Origin of the sequence: Streptomyces sparsogenes (genome assembly GCF_001704635.1) — a bacterium.
Lineage (GTDB): Bacteria > Actinomycetota > Actinomycetes > Streptomycetales > Streptomycetaceae > Streptomyces > Streptomyces sparsogenes.
Genome location: NZ_MAXF01000116.1, coordinates 1 through 21,587, shown reverse-complemented (window position 1 = coordinate 21,587; position 21,587 = coordinate 1). Strand labels below are relative to the sequence as shown.

The following is a 21,587-nucleotide window of genomic DNA, read 5'->3' as shown; positions in this document are numbered from 1 at the left end:
TCCGGCCCCTCAGGGGCGGGACCGGTTCAGCGGGCGGTGTGGGTGTGGACGTACTCCACGAGGCGGGTCAGGGCGTCGGGGTCGGTGGTGGGCAGCACGCCGTGGCCGAGGTTGAAGATGTGGCCCCCCAGGCCCCGGGCCGCGTCCAGCACCTCGCGGGCCTTGGCCTCGACGGCCTGGCGCGGGGCGAAGAGCACGGCCGGGTCGAGGTTGCCCTGAAGCGCCTTGCCGGGGCCGACCCGGCGGGCGGCCTCGTCCAGCGGCACCCGCCAGTCCACGCCCACGACGTCCGCGCCGGCCTCGCCCAGCAGCCCCAGCAGCTCGCCGGTGCCGACGCCGAAGTGGATGCGCGGCACGCCGTAGCCGGCGACGGCGTCGAAGACCTTGGCGGAGGCGGGCATCACGTGCGCGCGGTAGTCGGCGGGGGCCAGGGCGCCGACCCAGGAGTCGAAGAGCTGGACGGCGGAGGCGCCGGCCTCGATCTGCACCTTGAGGAAGGCGGCGGTGATGTCGGCGAGGCGGTCGAGCAGGTCGGCCCACAGCTCGGGGTCGCCGTACATGAGCGCCTTGGTGCGCTCGTGGTTGCGCGAGGGGCCACCCTCGACGAGGTAGCTGGCGAGGGTGAAGGGGGCGCCGGCGAAGCCGATCAGCGGGGTGGCGCCGAGCTCCCCGACGAGCATCCCGACCGCTTCGGTGACGTACTTCACATCGTCGGGGTCGAGCGGGCGCAGCCGGTCCAGGTCGGCGCGGGTCCGGATGGGGGCCTCGATGACCGGGCCGACGCCGGGCTTGATGTCGAGGTCGAGCCCGATGGCCTTGAGGGGCACCACGATGTCGCTGAAGTAGATCGCCGCGTCCACATGGTGGCGGCGAACCGGTTGCAGCGTGATCTCGGTGACCAGGTCGGGCCGCGTGCACGAGTCGAGCATCGCGACGCCCTCGCGAACCTTGAGGTACTCCGGCAGCGAGCGGCCGGCCTGGCGCATGAACCACACCGGAGTGTGCGAAACCGGCTCACGTCGACAGGCGCGCAGGAAGGCCGAGTCGGCTGTGGCACTCGCCGCGGTGCGGCCGGTCTGCTGCTGGCCCGAGGGCCGCTCGTTGGCGCTCATGTCCCAAATCTTCGCACGGTCCGAACGAGTGACCCGCCAACCCGGGTGTTCCTCCCCGGCTCCGGCCCCCGATGCGCCTAGTCTTCCGGGCATGGCAGCGGTTCAAGGACACCTCTCGAACGGTGCTGACGGCGCTGAGGGGCCGGACGGGGCGGACACGGCGGACGGGGACGGCACCCCGCCCGCCTTCCGGCACGCGGTCGCCGGGCTGTGCGCCGTACGGCCGCGGCCGGAGGTGGAGCTCTCCCCGACCCCGCCGCCGCGGCGGCTGGCGCCGTTCTCGTACGCGCTCGAGGCGGTGGTCGCGGCGGACACGGCCGAGGACGAGGACGAGGAGCTGGCCGAGGGGCGGCTGATCCTGCTGCACGACCCGGCCGGGCACGAGTCCTGGCGGGGTACGTTCCGTCTGGTGACCCTGGTGCACGCGGATCTGGAGCCGGAGATGGCGGCCGATCCGCTGCTGCCCGAGGTGTGCTGGTCGTGGCTGACCGGCGCGCTGGAGGCGCGCGGGGTGTCCTACGGCCGGCCCAGCGGCACGGTGACGCGGGCGAGCTCGCACTACTTCGGCGGGATCGGGGAGCGCGAGCCGTCGACCCGGATCGAGATCCGGGCGTCCTGGACGCCGGAGGAGCCGCCGGGCACGGAGCCGGGCCGGGTGGAGCGCCTGCGGCCGGAGCGGGGCGCCGGGCCGTCCGCCGAGGCGGCCGGGGTGCCCGACACCGCGGCGCACCTGGCCGCCTGGTGCGATCTGCTGTGCCAGATCGCGGGGCTGCCGCCGGCCGGGGCGGCGGAGGCGGGGGTCGTGTCGCTGCCGCAGCGGCGCGGTCCGCAGCCGCGCTAGGGTCTTTCGTTTGGATCAGGCCGGATCAGGGAGCGGGGTCTGGTGCCGTGCGTCGCAAGGCGGAGGAGGGCGCCATGGCGGAGCCATGGCAACCGACGACAACGCCGCGAGGCGCGGTGCCAGGGCCCGCGAGCCCGGCATGATCCAAACGAGAGGCCCTATCCGCCGCCCTCCGGGCCTTCCCGCTTCTCCCGGCCCTTCCCCGTCTCTCGCCGCCTCTGCCCCGCCTCCCGCCGGCTCTGCCCCGCCTCCCGCCGCGTCTCGCGGCGGGCCCGGGGAGCGCGAGGAGGCGGGTTTGGGTTGCCCGCTCTGATCAGGCTTGATCGATCAGTCGTCCTAATTGCCCGAATTGTTACTCACCAAATCGTGATCATTCCCTAAAGCCGGGCCGTATCGGTGCCGAAGGACGTGGTGACCCGTCCCACCACTTCCCCCCAGGAGGCCTGGTGTCTGTTCTCCTCGAGCAACCTTCCAGCCTGGTCGCCTACCGCCCGAACAAGCCGACGGCCATGGTCGTCGTCGCCGACCCCCGTGTCCGTTCCACCGTCACCCGTCACCTCTGGGCCCTCGGGGTGCGCGACGTCATCGAGGCGTCGTCCGTCGCGGAGGCCCGTCCCCGTATCGCCAACCCCCGCGACATCTGCGTCGCCGATGTCCACCTCCCCGACGGCTCCGGCCTCACGCTGCTGTCCGAGACCCGCGCCGCCGGCTGGCCCAACGGCCTGGCACTCTCCGCCGCCGACGACATCGGCGCCGTCCGCAACGCCCTGGCCGGCGGCGTCAAGGGCTACGTCGTCACCGGCACCCGCACCAACCTGGGCATCCCGGGCCGTCCCGGCGCCGCCCCCATCGGCGCCGCCGCCCGGATGCACCGCCGCCCGCCGGGCGCCCCCGGACACCCGGGCGGCTACCGCGAGCTGTCAGGACGCGAGGTCGAGGTGCTGCGGCTGGTTGCGGAGGGCCAGTCCAACAAGGCCATCGGCGTCTCGATGGGCCTGTCCGCGCTCACCGTCAAGAGCCACCTCGCCCGCATCGCCCGCAAGCTGGGCACCGGCGACCGGGCCGGCATGGTCGCGGTCGCGCTGCGCACCGGGATCATCCACTGAGCCGAGTACACCCCTCGTACACCCACCCGCTTCCACCCACGTCACCCACCGTCCACCCACCGCCCGGCGCCCGCCGACGGAACGTTCCGTCGGCGGGCGCCCTGCGTACCCGGCATGCACAGCTACCCTTGACAGGTGACCGACGCCCAAGAGACCGCAGCAGAGACGACACTGCGAACCACCGGGGGCGCTCCCCCGGACGACCTCCCCTCGGCGCCGGTCCCCTTGCTGGAGCCGCGCGAGGGCATCCCGCCCGTCACCGCCGACCCGGACGCCCTGGCCGACGTCATCGCCGCCTTCGCGGAGGGCCACGGCCCGGTCGCCGTGGACGCCGAGCGCGCCTCCGGCTACCGCTACGGGCAGCGGGCCTACCTCGTCCAGCTGCGCCGCGCCGGCGCGGGGACCGCCCTCATCGACCCCGTCGGCTGCCCCGACCTGTCCGGCCTGGGCGACGCCATCGCCGACGCCGAATGGGTGCTGCACGCCGCCACCCAGGACCTGCCCTGCCTGCGGGACATAGGCATGCTCCCCGGCCGCCTCTTCGACACCGAACTGGCCGGCCGGCTGGCCGGTTTCGCCCGGGTGGGCCTCGGCGCCATGGTCGAGAACATCCTCGGATACGCCCTGGAGAAGGGCCACTCCGCCGTCGACTGGTCCACCCGCCCGCTGCCCGAGCCGTGGCTGCACTACGCCGCGCTCGACGTCGAGCTGCTGGTCGACCTGCGCGACGCGCTGGAGGAGGAGCTGGAGCGGCAGGGCAAGCTGGAGTGGGCGCGCCAGGAGTTCGCCGCCATCGCCGAGGCCCCGCCCGCCCCGCCCCGCAAGGACCCCTGGCGGCGCACGTCGGGGATGCACAAGGTCCGGCGGCGCCGGCAGATGGCCGTGGTGCGCGAGCTGTGGACGGCCCGGGACCGGATCGCGCAGCGCCGTGACGTCTCGCCGGGCAAGGTGCTGGGCGACGCGGCCATCATCGAGGCCGCCCTGGCCCTGCCGGCGAACACGCGCGCGCTGGCCGCGCTGAACGGCTTCGGCCACCGCATGGGCCGCCGTCAGCTGGAGCAGTGGCAGGCCGCGGTGGACCGGGCGCGGGCCCTGCCGGAGTCGGAGCTCCCCCAGCCGGGCCAGCCGGTGGCCGGCCCGCCGCCCCCGCGCGCCTGGGCCGACAAGGACCCGGCCGCCGCGGCCCGCCTCTCGGCGGCCCGCGCGGCGGTGACCGCGCTGGCCGAGCGGCTGAATCTGCCCCAGGAGAATCTGATCGCCCCCGACACGGTCCGGCGGCTGTGCTGGGAGCCCCCGTCCGAGGTGACCGCCGACTCCGTCGCGGCCGTCCTCCACGGCTACGGCGCCCGCCCCTGGCAGATCGAGCTGACCACCCCGATCCTCATGACGGCCCTGGGGGCGGCCTGAGCCGAACCGCCCCGAGTGCGGAATTCCCCCGTGTGACGTTCAACCCTCCCGGAGCGGGGACTGGGCACCGTGGTTACTCATAAGTAGCATGAGGTCGTGGAGGCACGCCCGCTGGGCGTGCCCGCAGCAGTGCCATCCCGCGCACCTGGAGGAGAGCCAACGTGCCTCGTACCGCTAGGGACGTCGTCTTCGTCGACGGCGTCCGGACCCCGTTCGGCAAGGCGGGTCCGAAGGGCATCTACCACGAGACCCGCGCCGACGACCTGGTCGTCAAGTGCATCCGGGAGCTGCTGCGCCGCAACCCGGACCTGCCCCCGGAGCGCATCGACGAGGTGGCCGTGGCCGCGACCACGCAGATCGGCGACCAGGGCCTGACCATCGGCCGCACCGCCGGCATCCTGGCCGGGCTGCCGCAGTCGGTGCCCGGCTACGCGATCGACCGGATGTGCGCCGGCGCGATGACCGCCGTGACGACGACCGCGGGCTCCATCGCCTTCGGCGCGTACGACGTGGTCGTCGCGGCCGGCGTGGAGCACATGGGCCGCCACCCGATGGGCGAGGGCGTCGACCCGAACCCGCGGTTCGTCTCGGAGAAGCTGGTCGACGAGTCGGCCCTGTTCATGGGCATGACGGCGGAGAACCTGCACGACCGGCTGCCGCACATCAGCAAGCAGCGCGCCGACGAGTACGCGGTGCGCAGCCAGGAGAAGGCCGCCAAGGCCTACGCCAACGGCAAGATCCAGCAGGACCTGGTGCCGATCTCGGTGCGGCGCACCGCGGCATCCGATAGCGGCTCCGCCGCGGGCTCAGGCGGCGAGCTCGGCTGGGGCCTGGCGACCGCCGACGAGCCGATGCGCCCCGGCACCACCCTGGAGGGCCTGGCCACCCTGAAGACCCCGTTCCGGCCGCACGGCCGGGTCACCGCGGGCAACTCGGCGGGGCTCAACGACGGCGCGACCGCCTCGCTGGTCGCCGCCGAGGACGTGGCCAGGGAGCTGGGCCTGCCGGTGAGGATGCGGCTGGTCAGCTACGCCTTCGCGGGCGTCGAGCCGGAGGTCATGGGCTACGGCCCGATCCCCGCGACCGACAAGGCCCTCGCCAAGGCGGGGCTGACGATCGGGGACATCGGCCTCTTCGAGATCAACGAGGCCTTCGCCGTGCAGGTCCTGGCCTTCCTCGACCACTACGGCATCGACGACGACGATCCGCGCGTCAACCAGTACGGCGGCGCCATCGCGTTCGGCCACCCGCTCGCCTCCTCCGGGGTGCGGCTGATGACGCAGCTGGCCCGGCAGTTCGAGGAGCAGCCCGAGGTCCGCTACGGCATCACCACCATGTGCATCGGCTTCGGCATGGGCGGCACCGTGATCTGGGAGAACCCGCACTTCGAGGGGAACAAGTGAGCGGCATGACCACTACCGCAGAGCTTCTCAAGGGAGCGGCCGAGCTGTTCCCGGACGAGGTCGTGACGCAGGCCCACGTCCGCCACCTGGACCTGCCGCAGGGCGCGGGCCGCTTCGCGCTCATCACCCTCGACAACGGCCTGGACCACACCAAGCCCACCACCTTCGGCCCGGCGTCGCTGGCGAATCTGAACGCCGCGCTCGACCAGGTCGAGAAGGAGGCGGCTGAGGGCGAGATCGTCGGCGTCGGCGTGACCGGCAAGCCGTTCATCTTCGCCGTCGGCGCCGACCTCAAGGGCGTCGAGCTGCTGAAGCGCCATGAGGACGCGCTGGCCATCGGCAAGGGCGGCCATGACGTCTTCAAGCGCCTCTCGACCCTGGCCGTGCCCACCTTCGCGTACTACAACGGCGCGGCGATGGGCGGCGGCGTCGAGGTCGGTCTGCACTGCGCCTACCGCACCGTCTCGGCCGCGCTGCCCGCCTTCTCGCTGCCCGAGGTGTTCCTGGGCCTGGTCCCCGGCTGGGGCGGCTGCACCCTGCTGCCCAACCTGATCGGCGCGGACCGCGCCGTCACGGTGATCATCGAGAACTCGCTCAACCAGAACCGCCAGCTCAAGGGCGAGCAGGTCTACGAACTCGGGATCGCCGACGCGATCTTCGAGGGCGCGGACTTCCTGGAGCAGTCGCTGATCTGGACCGCGTCGGTGCTGCGCGGCGAGATCCAGGTGGTACGCCCGGAGGTGGACCGCGGCGAGGCCTGGGACGCGGCCGTCGAGCGCGGCCGCGCCATCGCCGACGGCAAGGTGCACGGGGCGGCCCCGGCCGCGTACCGGGCGCTGGACATCATCGCCGCAGCCAAGAACGGCGATCTGCGCCAGGGCTTCGACGCGGAGGACGCCGCCCTGGCCGACCTGATCATGGGCGGCGAGCTGCGCAGCGGCATCTACGCCTTCAACCTGGTCCAGAAGCGCGGCAAGCGCCCGGCCGGCGCCCCGGACAAGTCCCTGGCCCGCCCGGTGACCAAGGTGGGCGTGGTCGGCGCGGGCCTGATGGCCTCGCAGCTCGCGCTGCTGTTCGCGCGCCGCCTGGAGGTGCCGGTCGTGCTGACCGACATCGACCAGGAGCGGATCGACAAGGGCGTCGGCTATGTCCACGCCGAGATCGACAAGCTGCTGCTCAAGGGCCGGGTGAACCAGGACAAGGCCAACCGCCTCAAGGCCGCGGTGACCGGCTCGCTCGACAAGGCCGCCGCCTTCTCGGACGCCGACTTCGTCATCGAGGCCGTCTTCGAGGAGATGGGCGTCAAGCAGCAGGTGTTCGCCGAGGTCGAGGCGGTCGTGCCGGAGCACGCCATCCTCGCCACCAACACCTCCTCGCTGTCCGTCAGCGAGATGGCCTCCAAGCTGCGGCACCCCGAGCGGGTCGTCGGCTTCCACTTCTTCAACCCGGTCGCCGTCCTGCCGCTGCTGGAGATCGTCCGCGGTGACAAGACCGACGACGCCTCGCTGGCCACCGCCTTCGGCGTGGCCAAGAAGCTGAAGAAGACGGCCGTCCTGGTCAAGGACGCCCCCGCTTTCGTCGTCAACCGGATCCTGACCCGCTTCCTGGGCGAGATCCAGAACGTCATCGACGAGGGCACCCCGGTCGAGGTCGCCGAGCGCGCCGTCGAGCCGCTCGGCCTGCCGATGTCCCCGCTGGTGCTGCTGGAGCTGGTCGGCCCGGCCATCGGCCTGCACGTCTCGGAGACCCTGCACCAGGCGTTCCCGGACCGCTTCACGGTCTCGGAGAACCTGAAGCGCGTGGTCGAGGCGGGCAAGCGCGGCTTCTACGTCCATGACTCCGGCAAGCCGGAGCTGGACCCGGAGGTCGCCGCGCTGCTGGAGCAGGGCGACACGGTCCTGACGGAGGAGCAGGTGCGGCTGCGCGTCCTGGAGGCGGTCGCGCAGGAGATCGGCCTCATGCTGGACGAGGGCGTCGTCGCCGAGGCGCAGGACATCGACCTGTGCCTGATCACTGGCGCGGGCTGGCCCTTCCACCTGGGCGGCATCACCCCGTACCTGGACCGCGAGGGCGTCGCGGAGCGGGTGCTCGGCCGCCGTTTCCTGGCCCCGGGCGTGGCGAGCGTCCCGGCGTAGCACGCGCGCTGTGTCCCGAGCGCCGGACGGGCCCCTCGCCCGTCCGGCGCTCGCGCGTTCAGACCCGGCCCGCCCAGACGGGGCGGCCGTCGGCCTGGAGGTGCACCGTGGGCGAGTACTCCCGGTAGCCCCACGCGGAGGCGTTCTCCTCCACCACGAAGGCCTCGGCCTGGAACGCCTGGGCGGGGACGCGGGGGGCGGCGCAGCCGTCGAGGGGGCTGGTCACGGTCGCGCCGGCGGGGATGGTGACCTCCTGGGCGGTGCCCCAGGGCGCGGGGCAGTCGTGGGCGGCCCCGGCCCGGACGTAGCCGATCCTGACCTTCACGGTGACCGCCCGCGACGAGGAGTTGTCGAGCTGTACCACGAAGGACAGGGAGTCCTCGGAGAGGCTCGTGCAGGGCTTCCATGACACGGCGCCCACCGCCCGTACCCGGCCGCAGCGGTGATCGCCCTTCAGATCCGCCGCCGACGCGCTGTCCCCGGCCGGTGCCCCGGTCCCTTCCGAGGCGCCGCTGCGCAGCGCCATGGTGCCGGTGATCAGCCCCACGGCGAGCGCGGTCGCCACGGCGAACTGCCACCTCCGCCATCTCCGCCCCGGCTTCGGCGGTTCTCCAGGCGTCGCGGGCAGGGCCGGCGCCTCCGGAACGGGGTGCGCCGCAGCGACGGTCGCGGGCGCGAGAGAGGCGAGGACCGCGTCCCGCCACCCGGGGCCGGCCGCCTCTTTCAGGCGGCGCGCCAGATCCGCGATCTCCGTGCCGATCTGCGGCAGTTCCCGGGCGCTGTCCGGCGCCTTGTGCCGCAGCGCCCGCGCGATGGCCGCGCAGTCCTCCTGGCCGGGCAGCCGGTTCTTCTTGCTGCCGGGCAGCAATTGATCGCGGCCCTTGAGCCAGTACGACAGAAGCGGCAGATCGATTTTCTTGCGACTCCGGCCGGCCCGCTCGAATTCCAGGCGCTCTCTTTCCAGTTCCGCGACCAGGCCGGCCCGGGTCGGGCGCCGTGCGGTGTCGGTGACCTGGCCGACGGTGGCCGCCCAGGCGTCGAGGGCCTGGACCAAGGCGTGCGCCAAGTCCTTGAACAGCTCGGTCGGTTCCTCCATGAACACCCCCCGCGGTGAATGCCCTTCACGATAGAACAGCGCTTCATCGCGGGCCAAGCCGGAGGCGACCGAGGCGGTCCCCGTTGCAGTGCGACACCAGAACCCCGCAGGTCACAGCGGTGCACTTGGCACTGCAACAAGCCACCCCGTTGCACCGCGGCACTCCCCCTCCGAACCGGTGCACGGTGGTTTCCGGCGGCGCGGCCCGCACCGCCGACCACCCCCGGACCGGAAGGACCACCACCATGTGCCGACGCTGCAAGGGCGACGGGAAGTGCACCACCTGCGGCGGTTCCGGATTCCGCGGCGTATGGAAGTGCGACAGCTGCCGCGGCAGCGGTGACTGCAAGGCCTGCGACGGCCGCGGCTGAGCGAACTGGCATGGCATTCGCATGGCATTCGCATGCGGAGAAATGAATTCACGGGAGACCAGGAGCATTTCATGAGGAACGACGACGCACTGCTGGAAAAGCTCGTCCGCCGCGCCGACGAGGAGGACTTCGAAGCCCCGCTTCCCATCACCCTCATGATCGGCGGCCTGATCATCACCGGGGCCGTCCTCCCCCGGGACGAATGGCTCAGGCAGCACATGAGCCTGCTGTCCGAGAAGGACGCGCTGACCGAATTCGCCAAGGACTTCGCCAAGGACATGCTGCGGCACGAGCCCGAGACCACCCACATCCATCTGACCTGGACCCGGATCGTCACCGGCGGCCCCACCGTGCCCATCGACGAACACGGACTCCTGCGGGTGCCGCTGTCCGAGGTGGGCGCCTGGACGATCGGCGACCTGAACCCCATCGGGTGAGTGGCGGACATGCGCAGACTATCGATCACGGCCGGTGTCGTGCTGATCGTCGCCGCGTCGCTCGCGGCCGTCTTTGCCTACCGCAGCGGTACCTCAGCGGCGAAACCACCGGCGCAAGAGCTGAGATACGAACCCGGCGGCCCGGTCCCGGCCGAGGCCGCCCGGGTCGCGCGGGGCCTGGTGGCCGAGGACGAGAAGGCACAGCGAGGGGCGCTCGCACCCGAGTTGGAGCGAACCCTGCCCGAGGGGCGACTGACCGCCAAGGGCGCGAGGCTTCACGTCAAGGACGGCACCTGGCATGAAGAGGACGGCATCGCCAACGCCCAAGCCTCCCTGGAAGAACCGGGAAAGCCCGTTCAGCGGGTGCTGCTGGGGTTCGCCCGGAGCGACGGGGCCTGGCGGGTCATCCTCGCGGAGGTCATGCCATGACCCTCACCGCACGCTGCCGGGCCCTCGTCCCCTGCGCCGCCCTGATGCTCCTGCTCACCCTGCTCGGGGCGGCGCCCACTGCTGCCGCCGCCGAGCCACGGAACTGCGTCGGCGGCGGCCTCCAGCAGATCGCCGAGAAGGAGCCCGTCGCGAACACGATGCCCGTCCTCTTCGTCCACGGCATCAACGCGGGCGCCGACACCTGGGACGGGCCCGGGGACGACGAGGAGAAATGGTTTCCCCGGCAGGTCGCGAACCTGCGGAACATCACCGCGTGGACCTTCGACTACAAGCCGGCCCAGCCGTCCTGGGTCACGGACCCGCGCATCGGCCCGGCGCTGCGGACCGCGATCGACTGCCTCGCCGACGCCTCCGGCCACAAGGTCATGGTGGTGGCCCACTCGATGGGCGGACTGGCCACGCAGTACGCCGTCTCGCTGCCCAGCCGCACATCCGACGGCAAGGCATGGCAGAAGGTGGCCGAGGTGATCACCATCGGGACTCCCTTCCGGGGCTCTCTCCTGGCCTCCCTCGCGGACAACCTGGTCAGCGGCCCCCCGGGGTGGTCACTCGAGGAACTGGCCCTGAAGCGGGTGGTCGCCGCCTGCCTCGGGATTGCCAAGGGCAAGTCCCTGACGGCATGCGAAACCGTCGAGGTGCTCCGATCGCCGCAGGGCCTCGCACTCAAGTACAACTCGCCGGAGATCAGAAAGTTGCCGGCCTGGCCCAAGGAATTGCCCGTCCGCGCCATGGCCGGGGACATCCGCATGGGCTTCAACATCCTGGGGCTGGAGTCACCCAAGGCGCCGGTCTCCCTGGGTGACATCGCGGTGCCTCGCTCCTCCGCCACCGCATACGTCAACAAGTCCGGCGCCCCTCACGTTCTCACCTGCAGCGACGCCCAAATCGGGGTACGTGTGCTGGGCAGCCCCTGCAACCACGTGGACATCAAGACCCACCCGAAGATCATGTCCGTGGTCCTCGACCGGGCGAAGCGCGTCCAGCGGAAGCAGTGGGCGGACCGAACACCAGACCTCGCCTACGCCACCGCCGACAGCGTCAACGTGTGGACCAACGGCAGCACCAAGAACATCGCCCCCGTCCCCAGCGGATACCGCGTACGGCAGCTCACCTGGTCGACCGACGGCACCTCCCTCGCCTGGCTGGCCGAGCGGCACGACGGCACGGGCCGGAAGGTGTTCCTGGTGCGCCGGGGCCGGGGACAGCCCTTCGTCACCCCCCGCCTCCGTAGCTGGGAGTGCGCCGACTGCTCGACGCTCGCCTTCCGCGACAACCAACTGGTCTCCGACGGCGCCACGGACCCGAACCGGCCGATGCTGTGGAGCTACCCGCCCCTCGGCGGTGCTCGGCGGCCGCTGCCGGTGACGGGCCTGCCCTCGCCGGACGAGTGCTTCGGCCCGACGTACTGCGGCCGCCTCCAACTCCTCGGCGCCGCACCCCGGGGTGGGCTGACCGTCTCGTACTTCGACTCGGTCGGCAACTTCCCCGGAATCGGCTCGTTCTTCCAGGTCTCGCGCGAGGGCAGGGCCCGGTCCGTCCAGTCGTTCTACGGCAGCGGGCTCGGACCCGAGGTGGCTGCCGCGAGTCCACGGCGGGACAGGCTCGCCGTGCCCTGGTACCAGCACCTCAGCGCCTGCGAGGAGTACTCCAACGTGGCGATCGTCGACCAGCGGCTCGGACGCGTGGAGCGGCTCGATCCGCCCTCCCGGGACGGCAACCTCTGGATGGTCTCGGCCTGGTTCGACCGCGACGGCCAGGCGTACGCGGCCTTCCGGTCGGAGCCCGGCTGTGGGAGCGACAACGAGTACGCGCCGGACGGTCAGCGGATTCCCCGCTGGGGCGAGACGCGCGTCTACCGCGCCTCGAACGTCCGGTGGGTCCAGACGCGGGAGAAGCGGCCCATTCTGGCGCGCGACGTCCATGCCTCGGGGAAGACGGCGACGGTGGTCGGCACCCCGGCGGTCGAGGTGTCGGGCGGGTACCACACGGGGACGCTGGTCGCGCAGAACGCCGCGAACGCGGAAGTCGAAGTGGCGCGCGGGGTGCACGCCTTCGCCTGGCAGCCGGCGTCCTGAGGAGCCGGGCGGGTGGGCCCCGTACGGGCGGCAGGCCGCCCTACTCCCCCACCCGCCCCCACGCCCGCAGGGCCAGCCCCGGCTCGTCCGTCTTCTGGCGGGCCACCAGCAGGCCGCCGTCGGGGGCGAGGGCGGCGAGGACGACCAGGCCCAGGCCGTCCAGGGCCAGTGCCGGGCGGCTGGTGCCCGGCTCGCCCGACGGGGTCCACCACACGCCCGCCGTCTCGTACTCCGTGGGGTGCGCCGCGACGGCCAGCCGCCCGCTCTTGGCGTCGCGGTGGGCCAGCACCGTGCAGTCGTGGCCGTCCACGGTCGTACGGACCACCGCGACCGGGCCCGTGCCCGTCTCCCCGCCCAGGGGGGCCGGTTCGTCCGCGCCGGGCCGCCAGGCCAGCACCTCGAGCCCCACCGCGTCGCGCCAGTAGTGGGTGACGGTGCCGACGCCGGTGGCGACCCCGGCGGCGGAGCCCGCCTCGGGGCGTGCCGGGATGTCGTCGGCGCGCTGGTACGCGGCGCCGGGCTCGGGCTGGTGCCAGCGCAGGGCGCCGCGCGCCGCGGGCGCGAGGAGTTCTATGCGGCCGTCGGCGGCCGCGGTGGCGGACAGCCCGTCGAGCACGTCGGTGCCCTTGAGGTCGGTCCATCCGCCCCACTTGCCCTTGGCGTCCTGGCGCCGCGCGCTCACCCCGCGCCCGGCGTTGCGCACGAAGACGTGCACGGCCCCGGAGGAGTCCACGGCCGCGGCCGGCACCCCGGTCCGCTGGGCCTTGCGGCGGTCCTTGGGGTGCGGGGTGCCGAGCGAGTGCCAGGCCGTGAGTGGCCTGCCCGTCTGGAACTGGGTGGCGTGCACGATGTCCACGTCCGGGCCGTCGCCGCCGCCCTGGCGGTGCCGCAGCCCCACCAAGTGGACATAACCGTCCGCGCCCTGAGTCCCCGTCAGCGCGGTCAGGCCCGCCACCTCCAGCAGCCGCGGCCCGGTCCACCGCGGGCCCCCGGGCCGCTCCTCGGTCCAGCGGGCGACGCCGCCCGCCACCGGTGCGTAGGCCGTGAGCCTTCCGTCCTTGCCGCGGAGCAACCGCAACGCCATGGCCCGCTGCAACCTTCCCTGACGTCGATCCCCTGGGGTGTGCCTCCACGGGGCTGGCGCGCCCCCTACTGACGCGACGCCACCCATAGTATTTTGCCTGCCCTATGGAAGGCCTGGTCGTCGTGGACGCGGCGAATGTCATCGGTTCGGTGCCCGACGGCTGGTGGCGGGACCGGCACGGCGCGGCGGAGCGGCTGCGGGACCGGCTCGCCGCCCTCGCCGGGCGCGGGCTGCCGCCGCGCCCCGGGGTCCCGGAGTGGGCCGGGCGGCCGCCCGTGGACCTCGTGCTCGTGGTGGAGGGCGCCGCGCGGGAGGTCGCGCCCGTGCCGGGCGTGCGGGTGGAGCGGGCGGCCGGCAGCGGCGACGACCGGCTGGTGGAGGTGGTGGCAGGCCGCGAACCGGGGCGGCCCTGCCTGGTGGTGACCGCCGACCGCGAGCTGAGGGAGCGGGTGCGGGCGCTCGGGGCGGAGGTCACGGGCCCGCGCGCGGTCCGCCCCGCCGACTGAGCGGCCCGCCGGCGCCACGTACCCTTAGGCAAGCCTTCGCTAAGCGCGGGCCTGGGCCGGGAGTACGGAAGAGAGTAGGGCGAATGTCGGGAGTCGCGCGCCGTCGCGTCGGCTGGATATCCGCGGCGGCGCTGCTGCTCCTGGTCGCCGTGGCGGCGAGTCTGGCTATCGGCAGCCGCCAGATCTCCCTCACCGAGGTCTACGACGCCCTGCTGCACGGCGGTACGAGCGACAACGCCCAGGTCGTACGGTCGCTGCGGGTGCCGCGGACCGTCATCGGCGTCATGGTGGGGGCCGCCCTCGCCGTGGCCGGCACCGTGCTCCAGGGCATCACCCGCAACCCGATCGCCGAGCCCGGGATCCTGGGCATCAGCCAGGGGGCCTCGCTGGGCGTGGTGTGCGCGATCGCCTTCTTCGGGGTGCACACGCTGACCGGCTACGTCTGGTTCGCGTTCGCGGGCGCGGCGGCCGCGGCGGTGTGCGTCTACGCGGTGGCCAGCGGCGGGCGCGGGGGCGCCTCCCCGGTCAAACTGGCCCTGGCCGGGGCCGCGATGAACGCGTTCATCGCCTCGGTGGTCTCGGCGATCGTCACCACCAACGCCCGGGCGCTGGACGAGTTCCGCTTCTGGGACGTGGGCTCGCTGAGCGGGCGGGACGCGACGATCGCCGGCCAGACCTGGCCGTTCCTGGCCCTCGGGCTGCTGCTGGTGCTGGCCATGGCCCGGGGTCTGGACGCGCTCGCCCTCGGCGACGACGTCGCCCGGGGGCTCGGCCGCAACGTCGCGCTGCTGCGGCTGGCCGGCACGGCGGGCGCGACCGTGCTGACCGGCGTCGCGGTCGCGGCCGCCGGGCCCATCGCCTTCACCGGCCTGGCGGTGCCGCACATCGCGCGCGCCCTCGTCGGCACCGCCCACCGCTGGCTGCTGCCCATGGCCGCGCTGCTCGGCCCGGTGATGCTCCTCCTCTCGGACGTCATCGGCCGCGTCGTCTTCCCGCCCTCGGAGGTGCCGGTGTCCGTGATGACCGCGCTGGCGGGCGTGCCGTTCCTGATCGCCCTGGTCCGCAGGAAGGCGGTGGCAGCGTGAGCGCCCTTGATCATGACGTCTCCCGGCCGGCCGTGCGCGCCGCCGGATACACCGTGGTCAGGGCCGGGCGGGGCAGCTTCCTGGTGCACCGGCGGGCCGCCGTGGCGGCCGTCGCCCTCGCCGCCGTGCTGGCCGTGGCCGTCGTGGCGTCGCTGTGCGTCGGCGAGTCGTTCGTCGCGCCGACGGAGGTCGTCCGCGTGCTGCTGGGGCAGCCCAGCCCCGACGAGCTGGTGGTGGGCACCCTGCGGCTGCCGCGCCTGGTGACCGGCCTGCTGGTGGGCGCGGCCTTCGGGGTGGCCGGCGCGCTGATCCAGACCGTGGCCCGCAACCCCCTCGCCAGCCCCGACGTCATCGGGGTGACGCACGGCGCGGGCGCCGCCACGGTCGCCGCCATGACCTTCGGCGTCACCTCGTACACCGCCCTGCCGTATGTGTCGGTCGGCGGCGGTCTGGCCGCCGCCGCGCTGGTGTACCTGTTCGCCTGGCGCAAGGGGCTCAGCGCCTCCCGCTTCGTGCTCATCGGCATCGGCATCTCGGTGGCCCTGGGCTCGCTGTCCCGGCTGTTCCTGACCAAGGGCGACTATCTGGTGGCCCAGCAGGCCAAGGTCTGGCTCACCGGGTCGCTCAACGGCCGCGGTTACGAGCAGGCCGCGCCGCTCGCGACGGCGCTGCTGCTGCTCGTGGTGCCGCTGCTGTGGGCGGCGCAGGCGCGGCGCGGGGTCTCGCTCGACGACGACACGGCCACCGCGCTCGGCATCCGGCTGGACCGGGTCCGGCTGGGGCTGAGCGCCATCGGGGTGGTGCTCGCGTCCGTCGCCACGGGCGCCGCCGGCCCGGTGGACTTCGTGGCGCTGCTGGCGCCGCAGATCGCCCGCCGGCTCGCCCGCACCGAGCAGCCTCCGCTGGTGTGCTCGGCGCTGACCGGGGCGCTGGTGGTGGTCGTCGCGGACCTGCTGGCCCGCAGGCTGTTCTCGCCGATCGAGCTGCCGGTCGGCGTGTTCACCGCCCTGGTGGGCGCCCCGTATCTGATGTGGCTGCTCATCCGCACCCGTAGCCGTTCCGGAGGCACCGCGTGACCGACAACCGCCTGACCGCGCGGGGGCTCACCCTCGCGTACGAGGACCGCACGGTCGTCGACGACCTCGACCTGGAGATCCCGCACGGGAAGGTCACGGTGATCGTCGGCCCCAACGCGTGCGGCAAGTCCACCCTGTTGCGGGCGCTCGGCCGGCTGCTGCGGCCGCGGCGCGGGGCCGTGCTGCTGGACGGCACCGAGCTGTCCCGGCTGCCCACCAAGCGGATCGCCCAGGCGATCGGGCTGCTGCCGCAGACGCCGGTGCCGCCGGAGGGGATCACGGTGGCGGACCTGGTCTCGCGCGGGCGGCAGCCGCACCAGAAGTGGTGGCAGCAGTGGTCGGAGGCGGACGAACGGGCCGTCGGCGAGGCGATGGAGCGCACCGGCACCGCCGAACTCGCGGACCGCCCCGTCGACGAGCTCTCCGGCGGCCAGCGGCAGCGGGTGTGGATCGCCATGGCGCTGGCCCAGGACACCGACCTGCTGCTGCTCGACGAGCCGACGACCTATCTCGACATCGCCCACCAGGTGGAGGTGCTGGACCTGGTGCGGCAGCTCAACCACGACCGCGGCCGCACCGTGGTCGCGGTCCTGCACGACCTGAACCAGGCGGCGCGCTACGCCGACCATCTGATCGCCATGCGGGGCGGCCGGATCGTGGCGCAGGGCGCGCCGGGTGACATCGTGACGGCCGAGCTGGTGCGGGAGGTGTTCGGGCTGGCCTCGGTCGTCGTACCGGATCCGGTGACCGGCGATCCGCTCGTGGTGCCGGGCGCCCCGCGGCGGTCGGGGGACGGGGGCGGTGCTACCCCGGCAGCCACAGGCCACATAAGGTAAGCCTCGCCTAAGAACTTGCGTGACAGGAGCCTTGCCATGTCCTACCGACGTCGCGGTACCGCCGCCGTCGCCCTCGTCGCCGCCGCGCTCTCCCTCGCGGCCTGCGGCTCCTCCGACAGCGGGAAGGAAGGCGACGGCGGGCAGGGCGGCAAGAAGTCCGTCTCCAAGGACGGCAAGGACTTCGCGAGCGCGGCCGAGAAGACCGCCGCGATGGGCACGGACGCCAAGCCCGGCGAGTGGCCGCGCACCATCGACCACGCCATGGGCAGCACCGAGATCAAGGCCCAGCCGAAGCGGGTGGTCGTGCTGGACGTCGGCGAGCTGGACAACGTGGTGTCGCTCGGCATCAAGCCGGTCGGCCTGGCACCCACCGAAGGCTCCCCGGAGCTGCCCTCCTACCTGAAGAAGGAGGCGGGCGACCCGAAGAACGTCGGCACCATCAACAACCTCAACCTCGAGGCCATCGCCGCGCTCAAGCCCGATCTGATCCTCGGCAGCCAGCTGCGCGCCGCCGACAAGTACGACGAGCTGTCGAAGATCGCGCCGACCGTGTTCTCCATCCGCCCCGGCTTCACCTGGAAGCAGAACTACCTCCTCAACGCCGCCGCGCTCGACAAGACGGCCAAGGCGAAGGAGGAACTCGCCGACTACGACAAGAAGGTCAAGGCGCTGGGCAGGAAGCTGGGCGCCGAGAAGCCGACCGTCACCATGCTCCGGTTCCTGCCCGACGGCGTGATCCGCCTCTACGCCAACGCCTCGTTCATCGGCACGATCCTCAAGGACGCGGGCATCCCGCGCCCGAAGAACCAGGACATCGAGGACCTCGCCGCCGAGATCAGCGCCGAGAACATCGACCAGGCCGACGCCGACTACATCTTCACCGGCGTCTACGGCGACCCGAAGGCCACGGACCGCTCCAAGGCCCAGGGCAATCCGCTCTGGAAGAACCTGAAGGCGGTCAAGGCCGGCCACGCCTACGACGTCCCGGACGAGACCTGGTACCTGGGCCTCGGGGTGATGGCGGCCGACGAGGTCGTGGCGGACCTGGAGCGGCACCTCACCGCTTAAGCCCACCGGACACGGCCTAACGCCCGGCCGGAGGCGGCGCCTTGGCGCCGCGCCCCGCCGCGCCCAGCCTGCTGTGCCTGCGCCCGTACAGGAAGTACAGGACGAAGCCGATCGCCATCCACACCCCGAATCGCACCCAGGTCTCGGTGGGCAGATTCAGCATCAGCCACACCGAGGCGGCGATCGAGGCCACCGGCAGTACGGGCACCCAGGGGGCGCGGAAGGCGCGGGGCAGGTCGGGGCGGGTGCGGCGGAGCACGAGGACGCCGAGGGCGACCACCACGAAGGCGAAGAGGGTGCCGATGTTCACCAGCGCCGCCAGCTCGGAGATGCTGGTGAACCCGGCCACGACGGCGATGACGACGCCGAGCACGATCGTCGAGCGGTACGGCGTGGCGTACTTCGGGTGGACCTTCGAGAAGATCCTGGGCAGCAGTCCGTCGCGGCTCATCGCGAAGAAGACGCGGGTCTGCCCGAGCAGCAGGATCATGCAGACGGTGATGAGACCGATGGCCGCGCCGAAGCTGATCAGGCCCGCGTAGAAGGGGTGCCCGGTCGCCTTGAAGGCGTCGGCCAGCGGGGCGTCCACCGACAGTCGGGTGTACTTCTGCATGCCGGTGACCACCACTGACACCGCGACGTAGAGCACGGTGCAGATGAAGAGCGAGCCGAGGATGCCGCGCGGCATGTCCCGCTGCGGGTTCCTGGTCTCCTCGGCCGTGGTGGCCACGATGTCGAAGCCGATGAAGGCGAAGAAGACCACGGCGGCGGCGGTGAAGATGCCCTGGACGCCGAAGGTGGTCTGCTGGTAGCCGAACATCACCTCGATCAGCGGGGCCTTGAGCCCTTCGCTGGAGACCGTGCCCCGGGCCTCGGGGATGAAGGGGTGGTAGTTGTCGGTGTTGATGAAGAAGGCTCCGGCGATGATGACCAGCAGCACCACCGCCACCTTCACCGCCACCACGACGGCGGTGATGTGCGCGGACAGCTTCATGCCCAGGACCAGGATCGCGGTCAGCAGCAGCACCAGCAGGAAGGCGAGGATGTCGAAGCCGAAGCCGTGGGCCGCGTCGGGGCCGGACAGCGCGGCCGGCAGGTGCCATCCGATGTTGTCCAGCAGCGAGCGCACATAGCCGGACCAGCCGACCGCCACCACGGCGGTGGCCAGGGCGAATTCCAGGACCAGGTCCCAGCCGATGATCCAGGCGGGCAGTTCGCCGAGCGAGGCGTACGAGAAGGTGTACGCGGAGCCGGCCACCGGCACGGTGGAGGCGAACTCGGCGTAGCACAGCGCGGCCAGCGCGCAGGCGATCCCGGCGGCCACGAAGGCGAGCGCGGTCGCGGGGCCCGCCTGTTGTTTGGCGACGGCTCCGGTCAGTACGAAGATGCCGGTGCCGATGATGACGCCGACGCCGAAGACGGTCAGGTCGAGGGCGGACAGCGTCCTGGTCAGGGCGTGCTCGGGCTCCTCGGTGTCCCGGATGGACTGCTCCACGGACTTGGTCCGGAACAGGCCTCCGCGACCCCTGGCGCCGCCCCTGCCCCCGCCCGTATCCCCGCCCCTGTCTCCGGCGCCCCCGCTGCTGGGTTCTCTCGTGTTCACCGCGCCACCTCCACACCTGCCCGTGCGCGACATGGTTCTGCTAACCGGACATCGGGGATGTATGCACACTCTCGGGCAGGGCGGATTCACCCGATGGGGGCAGAAAGGCTCGGAAAAGCACTGGGCCGGTCGGAGCACCGCGCGTGTCGCGCGGCGACCCCGACCGGCCCGGCAAAGAAACCAGCCGTACGGAACCCGACCCGTTACGGAAGCCGGTCCGGCGCGGAGCCCAGCCCGCTACAGAACTCGGCCCGCCACGGAACCCAGCCCGCTGCGGAACCTGGCCCGGCATGGAACCCGGCCCGCTGCGGAACCCGGCCCGGCGCGGAACCCGGCCCGGCGCGGAGCTCAGTCGCGCACGGGCTCGGCGGCGGTGGGCGCCTTCGGTGCGGCCCCGGGCCCGGTGCGCTCGGCGGACCGGCCCGCCCCGGCCGACTCGGCGGACTGGGCCGCGTCGCTCTCGTAGCGTCCGCCGATCCTGGACACCAGGCCGGTGACCTGGCGGGCGATGTCGGGGGCGGTCAGCCCGATCTCCGCCATGACCTCCTTGCGGGAGGCATGGTCGAGGAAGCGCGGCGGGATGCCGAAGTCGCGCAGCGGCATGTCGACCCCGGAGTCGCGCAGCGCCTGCGCGATGGCGGAGCCCACGCCGCCCACCCGGATGTTGTCCTCGACGGTGACCACGACGCGGTGGCGCTCGGCGAGCGCGGGCAGCTCCTCGTCCACCGGCTTGACCCAGCGCGGGTCCACCACCGTGGTCGAAATGCCCTGCTTGTCCAGAAGGTCCGCTACTTCCAGGCACATCGGGGCCAGCGCGCCGACCGACACCAGCAGAACGTCCGGCCGCTCCGCGTCCGCCGGGGCGGGCTCGCGCAGCACGTCCATGCCGCCGATCCGGCCCACCGCGCGCACCGCCGGGCCGACCGCGCCCTTGGAGTAGCGCACCACCGTGGGGGCGTCCTCCACCTCCACGGCCTCGCGCAGCTGGGCGCGGACCTGGTCGGCGTCGCGCGGGGCGGCGATCCGCAGGCCCGGGACGACCTGGAGCAGCGACAGGTCCCACATGCCGTTGTGCGAGGCGCCGTCGGTGCCGGTGATCCCGGCCCGGTCGAGCACGAAGGTCACCCCGCACCTGTGCAGCGCCACATCCATCAGGACCTGGTCGAAGGCGCGGTTGAGGAAGGTGGCGTAGACCGCGAAGACCGGGTGCAGCCCGCCGGTGGCCAGGCCCGCCGCCGAGACGGCCGCGTGCTGCTCGGCGATGCCGACGTCGAAGACCCGGTCCGGGAAGCGCTCGGCGAACTTGGTGAGGCCCACCGGGTGCAGCATCGCCGCGGTGATCGCGACGATGTCCTCGCGCTCCTCGCCGAGCCGGACCATCTCCTCGCCGAAGACCGAGGTCCAGTCGGCGCCCGCCGCGGTGATGGGCAGCCCGGTGTCGGGGTGGATCGGGCCGATGCCGTGGAAGCGGTCGGTCTCGTCCTGCTCGGCCGGGGTGTAGCCGCGCCCCTTCTCGGTGAGGCAGTGCACGATGACCGGGCCGCCGAAACGCTTCGCCCGCTGCAGCGCGGACTCCAGCGCCTCGATGTCGTGGCCGTCGATCGGGCCGACGTACTTCAGCCCCAGGTCCTCGAACATGCCCTGCGGGGCGATGAAGTCCTTGAGCCCCTTCTTGGCGCCGTGCAGCGTCTCGTACAGCGGCCGGCCGACCACCGGGGTGCGCTCCAGGATGTCCTTGCCGCGGGCCAGGAAGCGCTCGTAGCCGTCGGTGGTGCGGAGGGTGGCCAGGTGGTTCGCCAGGCCGCCGATGGTCGGCGAGTACGACCGCTCGTTGTCGTTCACGACGATGACCAGCGGGCGGTTCTTGGCCGCGGCGATGTTGTTGATCCCAGGCCA

General features: G+C 72.7%; 18 protein-coding genes. 13 read left to right on the top strand and 5 right to left on the bottom strand.

Features of this window, described 5'->3' with window-relative positions; translation table 11 throughout:
* Positions 1-26 precede the first annotated feature (26 nt).
* The gene (gene hemE, locus BBH68_RS23935; protein WP_065965548.1) at positions 27-1,112 is read right to left on the bottom strand and encodes a uroporphyrinogen decarboxylase; all 1,086 of its coding nucleotides are present in this window, start codon (positions 1,110-1,112) and stop codon (positions 27-29) included.
* A 91-nt stretch (positions 1,113-1,203) separates the two neighbouring features.
* Between hemE and BBH68_RS23930 the strand changes: the two genes are divergently transcribed.
* The 5 genes from BBH68_RS23930 to BBH68_RS23910 all read left to right on the top strand — a co-directional run bounded on the left by BBH68_RS23930 (position 1,204) and on the right by BBH68_RS23910 (position 8,004).
* Positions 1,204-1,953 (top strand): DUF3000 domain-containing protein, encoded by a 750-nt coding sequence (locus BBH68_RS23930; RefSeq protein WP_065965547.1) that lies wholly within the window; start codon positions 1,204-1,206, stop codon positions 1,951-1,953.
* 446 nt (positions 1,954-2,399) lie between these two features.
* Positions 2,400-3,059, top strand: a complete 660-nt coding sequence (locus BBH68_RS23925; protein ID WP_065965546.1) for a response regulator transcription factor — start codon at positions 2,400-2,402, stop codon at positions 3,057-3,059.
* Between the two features lie 135 nt (positions 3,060-3,194).
* Entirely contained in the window at positions 3,195-4,466 is a 1,272-nt protein-coding gene (locus tag BBH68_RS23920) for a ribonuclease D (protein ID WP_065965545.1), read from the top strand.
* Positions 4,467-4,627: 161 nt separating this feature from the next.
* Positions 4,628-5,869 carry a thiolase family protein gene (locus tag BBH68_RS23915; RefSeq protein ID WP_065965544.1) on the top strand — a complete coding sequence of 414 codons (1,242 nt, stop codon included), beginning with the start codon at positions 4,628-4,630 and terminating at the stop codon, positions 5,867-5,869.
* 5 nt (positions 5,870-5,874) lie between these two features.
* Positions 5,875-8,004 carry a 3-hydroxyacyl-CoA dehydrogenase NAD-binding domain-containing protein gene (locus BBH68_RS23910; protein ID WP_065965543.1) on the top strand — a complete coding sequence of 710 codons (2,130 nt, stop codon included), beginning with the start codon at positions 5,875-5,877 and terminating at the stop codon, positions 8,002-8,004.
* 58 nt (positions 8,005-8,062) lie between these two features.
* On the opposite strand, the gene BBH68_RS23905 is transcribed toward BBH68_RS23910, so the two are convergent.
* Positions 8,063-9,100 (bottom strand): serine/threonine-protein kinase, encoded by a 1,038-nt coding sequence (locus tag BBH68_RS23905; RefSeq protein WP_141713051.1) that lies wholly within the window; start codon positions 9,098-9,100, stop codon positions 8,063-8,065.
* A gap of 442 nt (positions 9,101-9,542) precedes the next feature.
* Between BBH68_RS23905 and BBH68_RS23900 the strand changes: the two genes are divergently transcribed.
* The 3 genes from BBH68_RS23900 to BBH68_RS23890 are packed head-to-tail and all read left to right on the top strand — an operon-like array spanning position 9,543 to position 12,433.
* Positions 9,543-9,908, top strand: a complete 366-nt coding sequence (locus BBH68_RS23900) for a hypothetical protein (RefSeq protein WP_065965541.1) — start codon at positions 9,543-9,545, stop codon at positions 9,906-9,908.
* A gap of 9 nt (positions 9,909-9,917) precedes the next feature.
* Positions 9,918-10,337: a hypothetical protein gene (locus tag BBH68_RS23895; protein ID WP_141713050.1), complete on the top strand. Its 420-nt coding sequence runs from the start codon at positions 9,918-9,920 to the stop codon at positions 10,335-10,337.
* A complete protein-coding gene (locus BBH68_RS23890; RefSeq protein WP_065965539.1) occupies positions 10,334-12,433 on the top strand; it encodes an esterase/lipase family protein in 2,100 nt (699 codons plus the stop codon). Before BBH68_RS23895 ends, BBH68_RS23890 begins: the two co-directional genes overlap by 4 nt.
* Positions 12,434-12,473: 40 nt before the next feature.
* On the opposite strand, the gene BBH68_RS23885 is transcribed toward BBH68_RS23890, so the two are convergent.
* Complete coding sequence (locus tag BBH68_RS23885) at positions 12,474-13,517, bottom strand: PLL family lectin (protein WP_065965538.1); 1,044 nt, start codon at positions 13,515-13,517, stop codon at positions 12,474-12,476.
* 104 nt (positions 13,518-13,621) lie between these two features.
* Between BBH68_RS23885 and BBH68_RS23880 the strand changes: the two genes are divergently transcribed.
* The 5 genes from BBH68_RS23880 (at position 13,622) to BBH68_RS23860 (ending at position 18,088) form a co-directional block, all read left to right on the top strand.
* Positions 13,622-14,023: a PIN domain-containing protein gene (locus BBH68_RS23880; RefSeq protein ID WP_065965537.1), complete on the top strand. Its 402-nt coding sequence runs from the start codon at positions 13,622-13,624 to the stop codon at positions 14,021-14,023.
* 83 nt (positions 14,024-14,106) lie between these two features.
* The gene (locus BBH68_RS23875; protein WP_065965536.1) at positions 14,107-15,108 is read left to right on the top strand and encodes a FecCD family ABC transporter permease; all 1,002 of its coding nucleotides are present in this window, start codon (positions 14,107-14,109) and stop codon (positions 15,106-15,108) included.
* Positions 15,105-16,184 carry a FecCD family ABC transporter permease gene (locus BBH68_RS23870; protein WP_065965535.1) on the top strand — a complete coding sequence of 360 codons (1,080 nt, stop codon included), beginning with the start codon at positions 15,105-15,107 and terminating at the stop codon, positions 16,182-16,184. Before BBH68_RS23875 ends, BBH68_RS23870 begins: the two co-directional genes overlap by 4 nt.
* Complete coding sequence (locus BBH68_RS23865) at positions 16,181-17,020, top strand: ABC transporter ATP-binding protein (protein WP_065965534.1); 840 nt, start codon at positions 16,181-16,183, stop codon at positions 17,018-17,020. Before BBH68_RS23870 ends, BBH68_RS23865 begins: the two co-directional genes overlap by 4 nt.
* 36 nt (positions 17,021-17,056) lie before the next feature.
* Positions 17,057-18,088, top strand: a complete 1,032-nt coding sequence (locus BBH68_RS23860; protein WP_065965533.1) for an ABC transporter substrate-binding protein — start codon at positions 17,057-17,059, stop codon at positions 18,086-18,088.
* Positions 18,089-18,104: 16 nt separating this feature from the next.
* Here the strand turns inward: BBH68_RS23860 and BBH68_RS23855 are convergent, their stop codons facing one another.
* Together BBH68_RS23855 and BBH68_RS23850 are read right to left on the bottom strand one after the other, a co-directional pair.
* Positions 18,105-19,583, bottom strand: a complete 1,479-nt coding sequence (locus tag BBH68_RS23855) for an amino acid permease (RefSeq protein WP_245738259.1) — start codon at positions 19,581-19,583, stop codon at positions 18,105-18,107.
* A gap of 456 nt (positions 19,584-20,039) precedes the next feature.
* The coding region (locus BBH68_RS23850; RefSeq protein WP_065965532.1) for a 1-deoxy-D-xylulose-5-phosphate synthase N-terminal domain-containing protein at positions 20,040-21,587 on the bottom strand (1,548 nt) is incomplete at its 5' end.

Bases quoted from the DNA above. Each gene is read 5' to 3' on its own strand.
- hemE (WP_065965548.1), bottom strand. From the start codon at position 1,112: ATGAGCGCCAACGAGCGGCCCTCGGGCCAGCAGCAGACCGGCCGCACC.
- BBH68_RS23930 (WP_065965547.1), top strand. From the start codon at position 1,204: ATGGCAGCGGTTCAAGGACACCTCTCGAACGGTGCTGACGGCGCTGAG.
- BBH68_RS23910 (WP_065965543.1), top strand. From the start codon at position 5,875: ATGACCACTACCGCAGAGCTTCTCAAGGGAGCGGCCGAGCTGTTCCCG.
- BBH68_RS23905 (WP_141713051.1), bottom strand. From the start codon at position 9,100: ATGGAGGAACCGACCGAGCTGTTCAAGGACTTGGCGCACGCCTTGGTC.
- BBH68_RS23900 (WP_065965541.1), top strand. From the start codon at position 9,543: ATGAGGAACGACGACGCACTGCTGGAAAAGCTCGTCCGCCGCGCCGAC.
- BBH68_RS23895 (WP_141713050.1), top strand. From the start codon at position 9,918: ATGCGCAGACTATCGATCACGGCCGGTGTCGTGCTGATCGTCGCCGCG.
- BBH68_RS23890 (WP_065965539.1), top strand. From the start codon at position 10,334: ATGACCCTCACCGCACGCTGCCGGGCCCTCGTCCCCTGCGCCGCCCTG.
- BBH68_RS23885 (WP_065965538.1), bottom strand. From the start codon at position 13,517: ATGGCGTTGCGGTTGCTCCGCGGCAAGGACGGAAGGCTCACGGCCTAC.
- BBH68_RS23880 (WP_065965537.1), top strand. From the start codon at position 13,622: ATGGAAGGCCTGGTCGTCGTGGACGCGGCGAATGTCATCGGTTCGGTG.
- BBH68_RS23875 (WP_065965536.1), top strand. From the start codon at position 14,107: ATGTCGGGAGTCGCGCGCCGTCGCGTCGGCTGGATATCCGCGGCGGCG.
- BBH68_RS23860 (WP_065965533.1), top strand. From the start codon at position 17,057: ATGTCCTACCGACGTCGCGGTACCGCCGCCGTCGCCCTCGTCGCCGCC.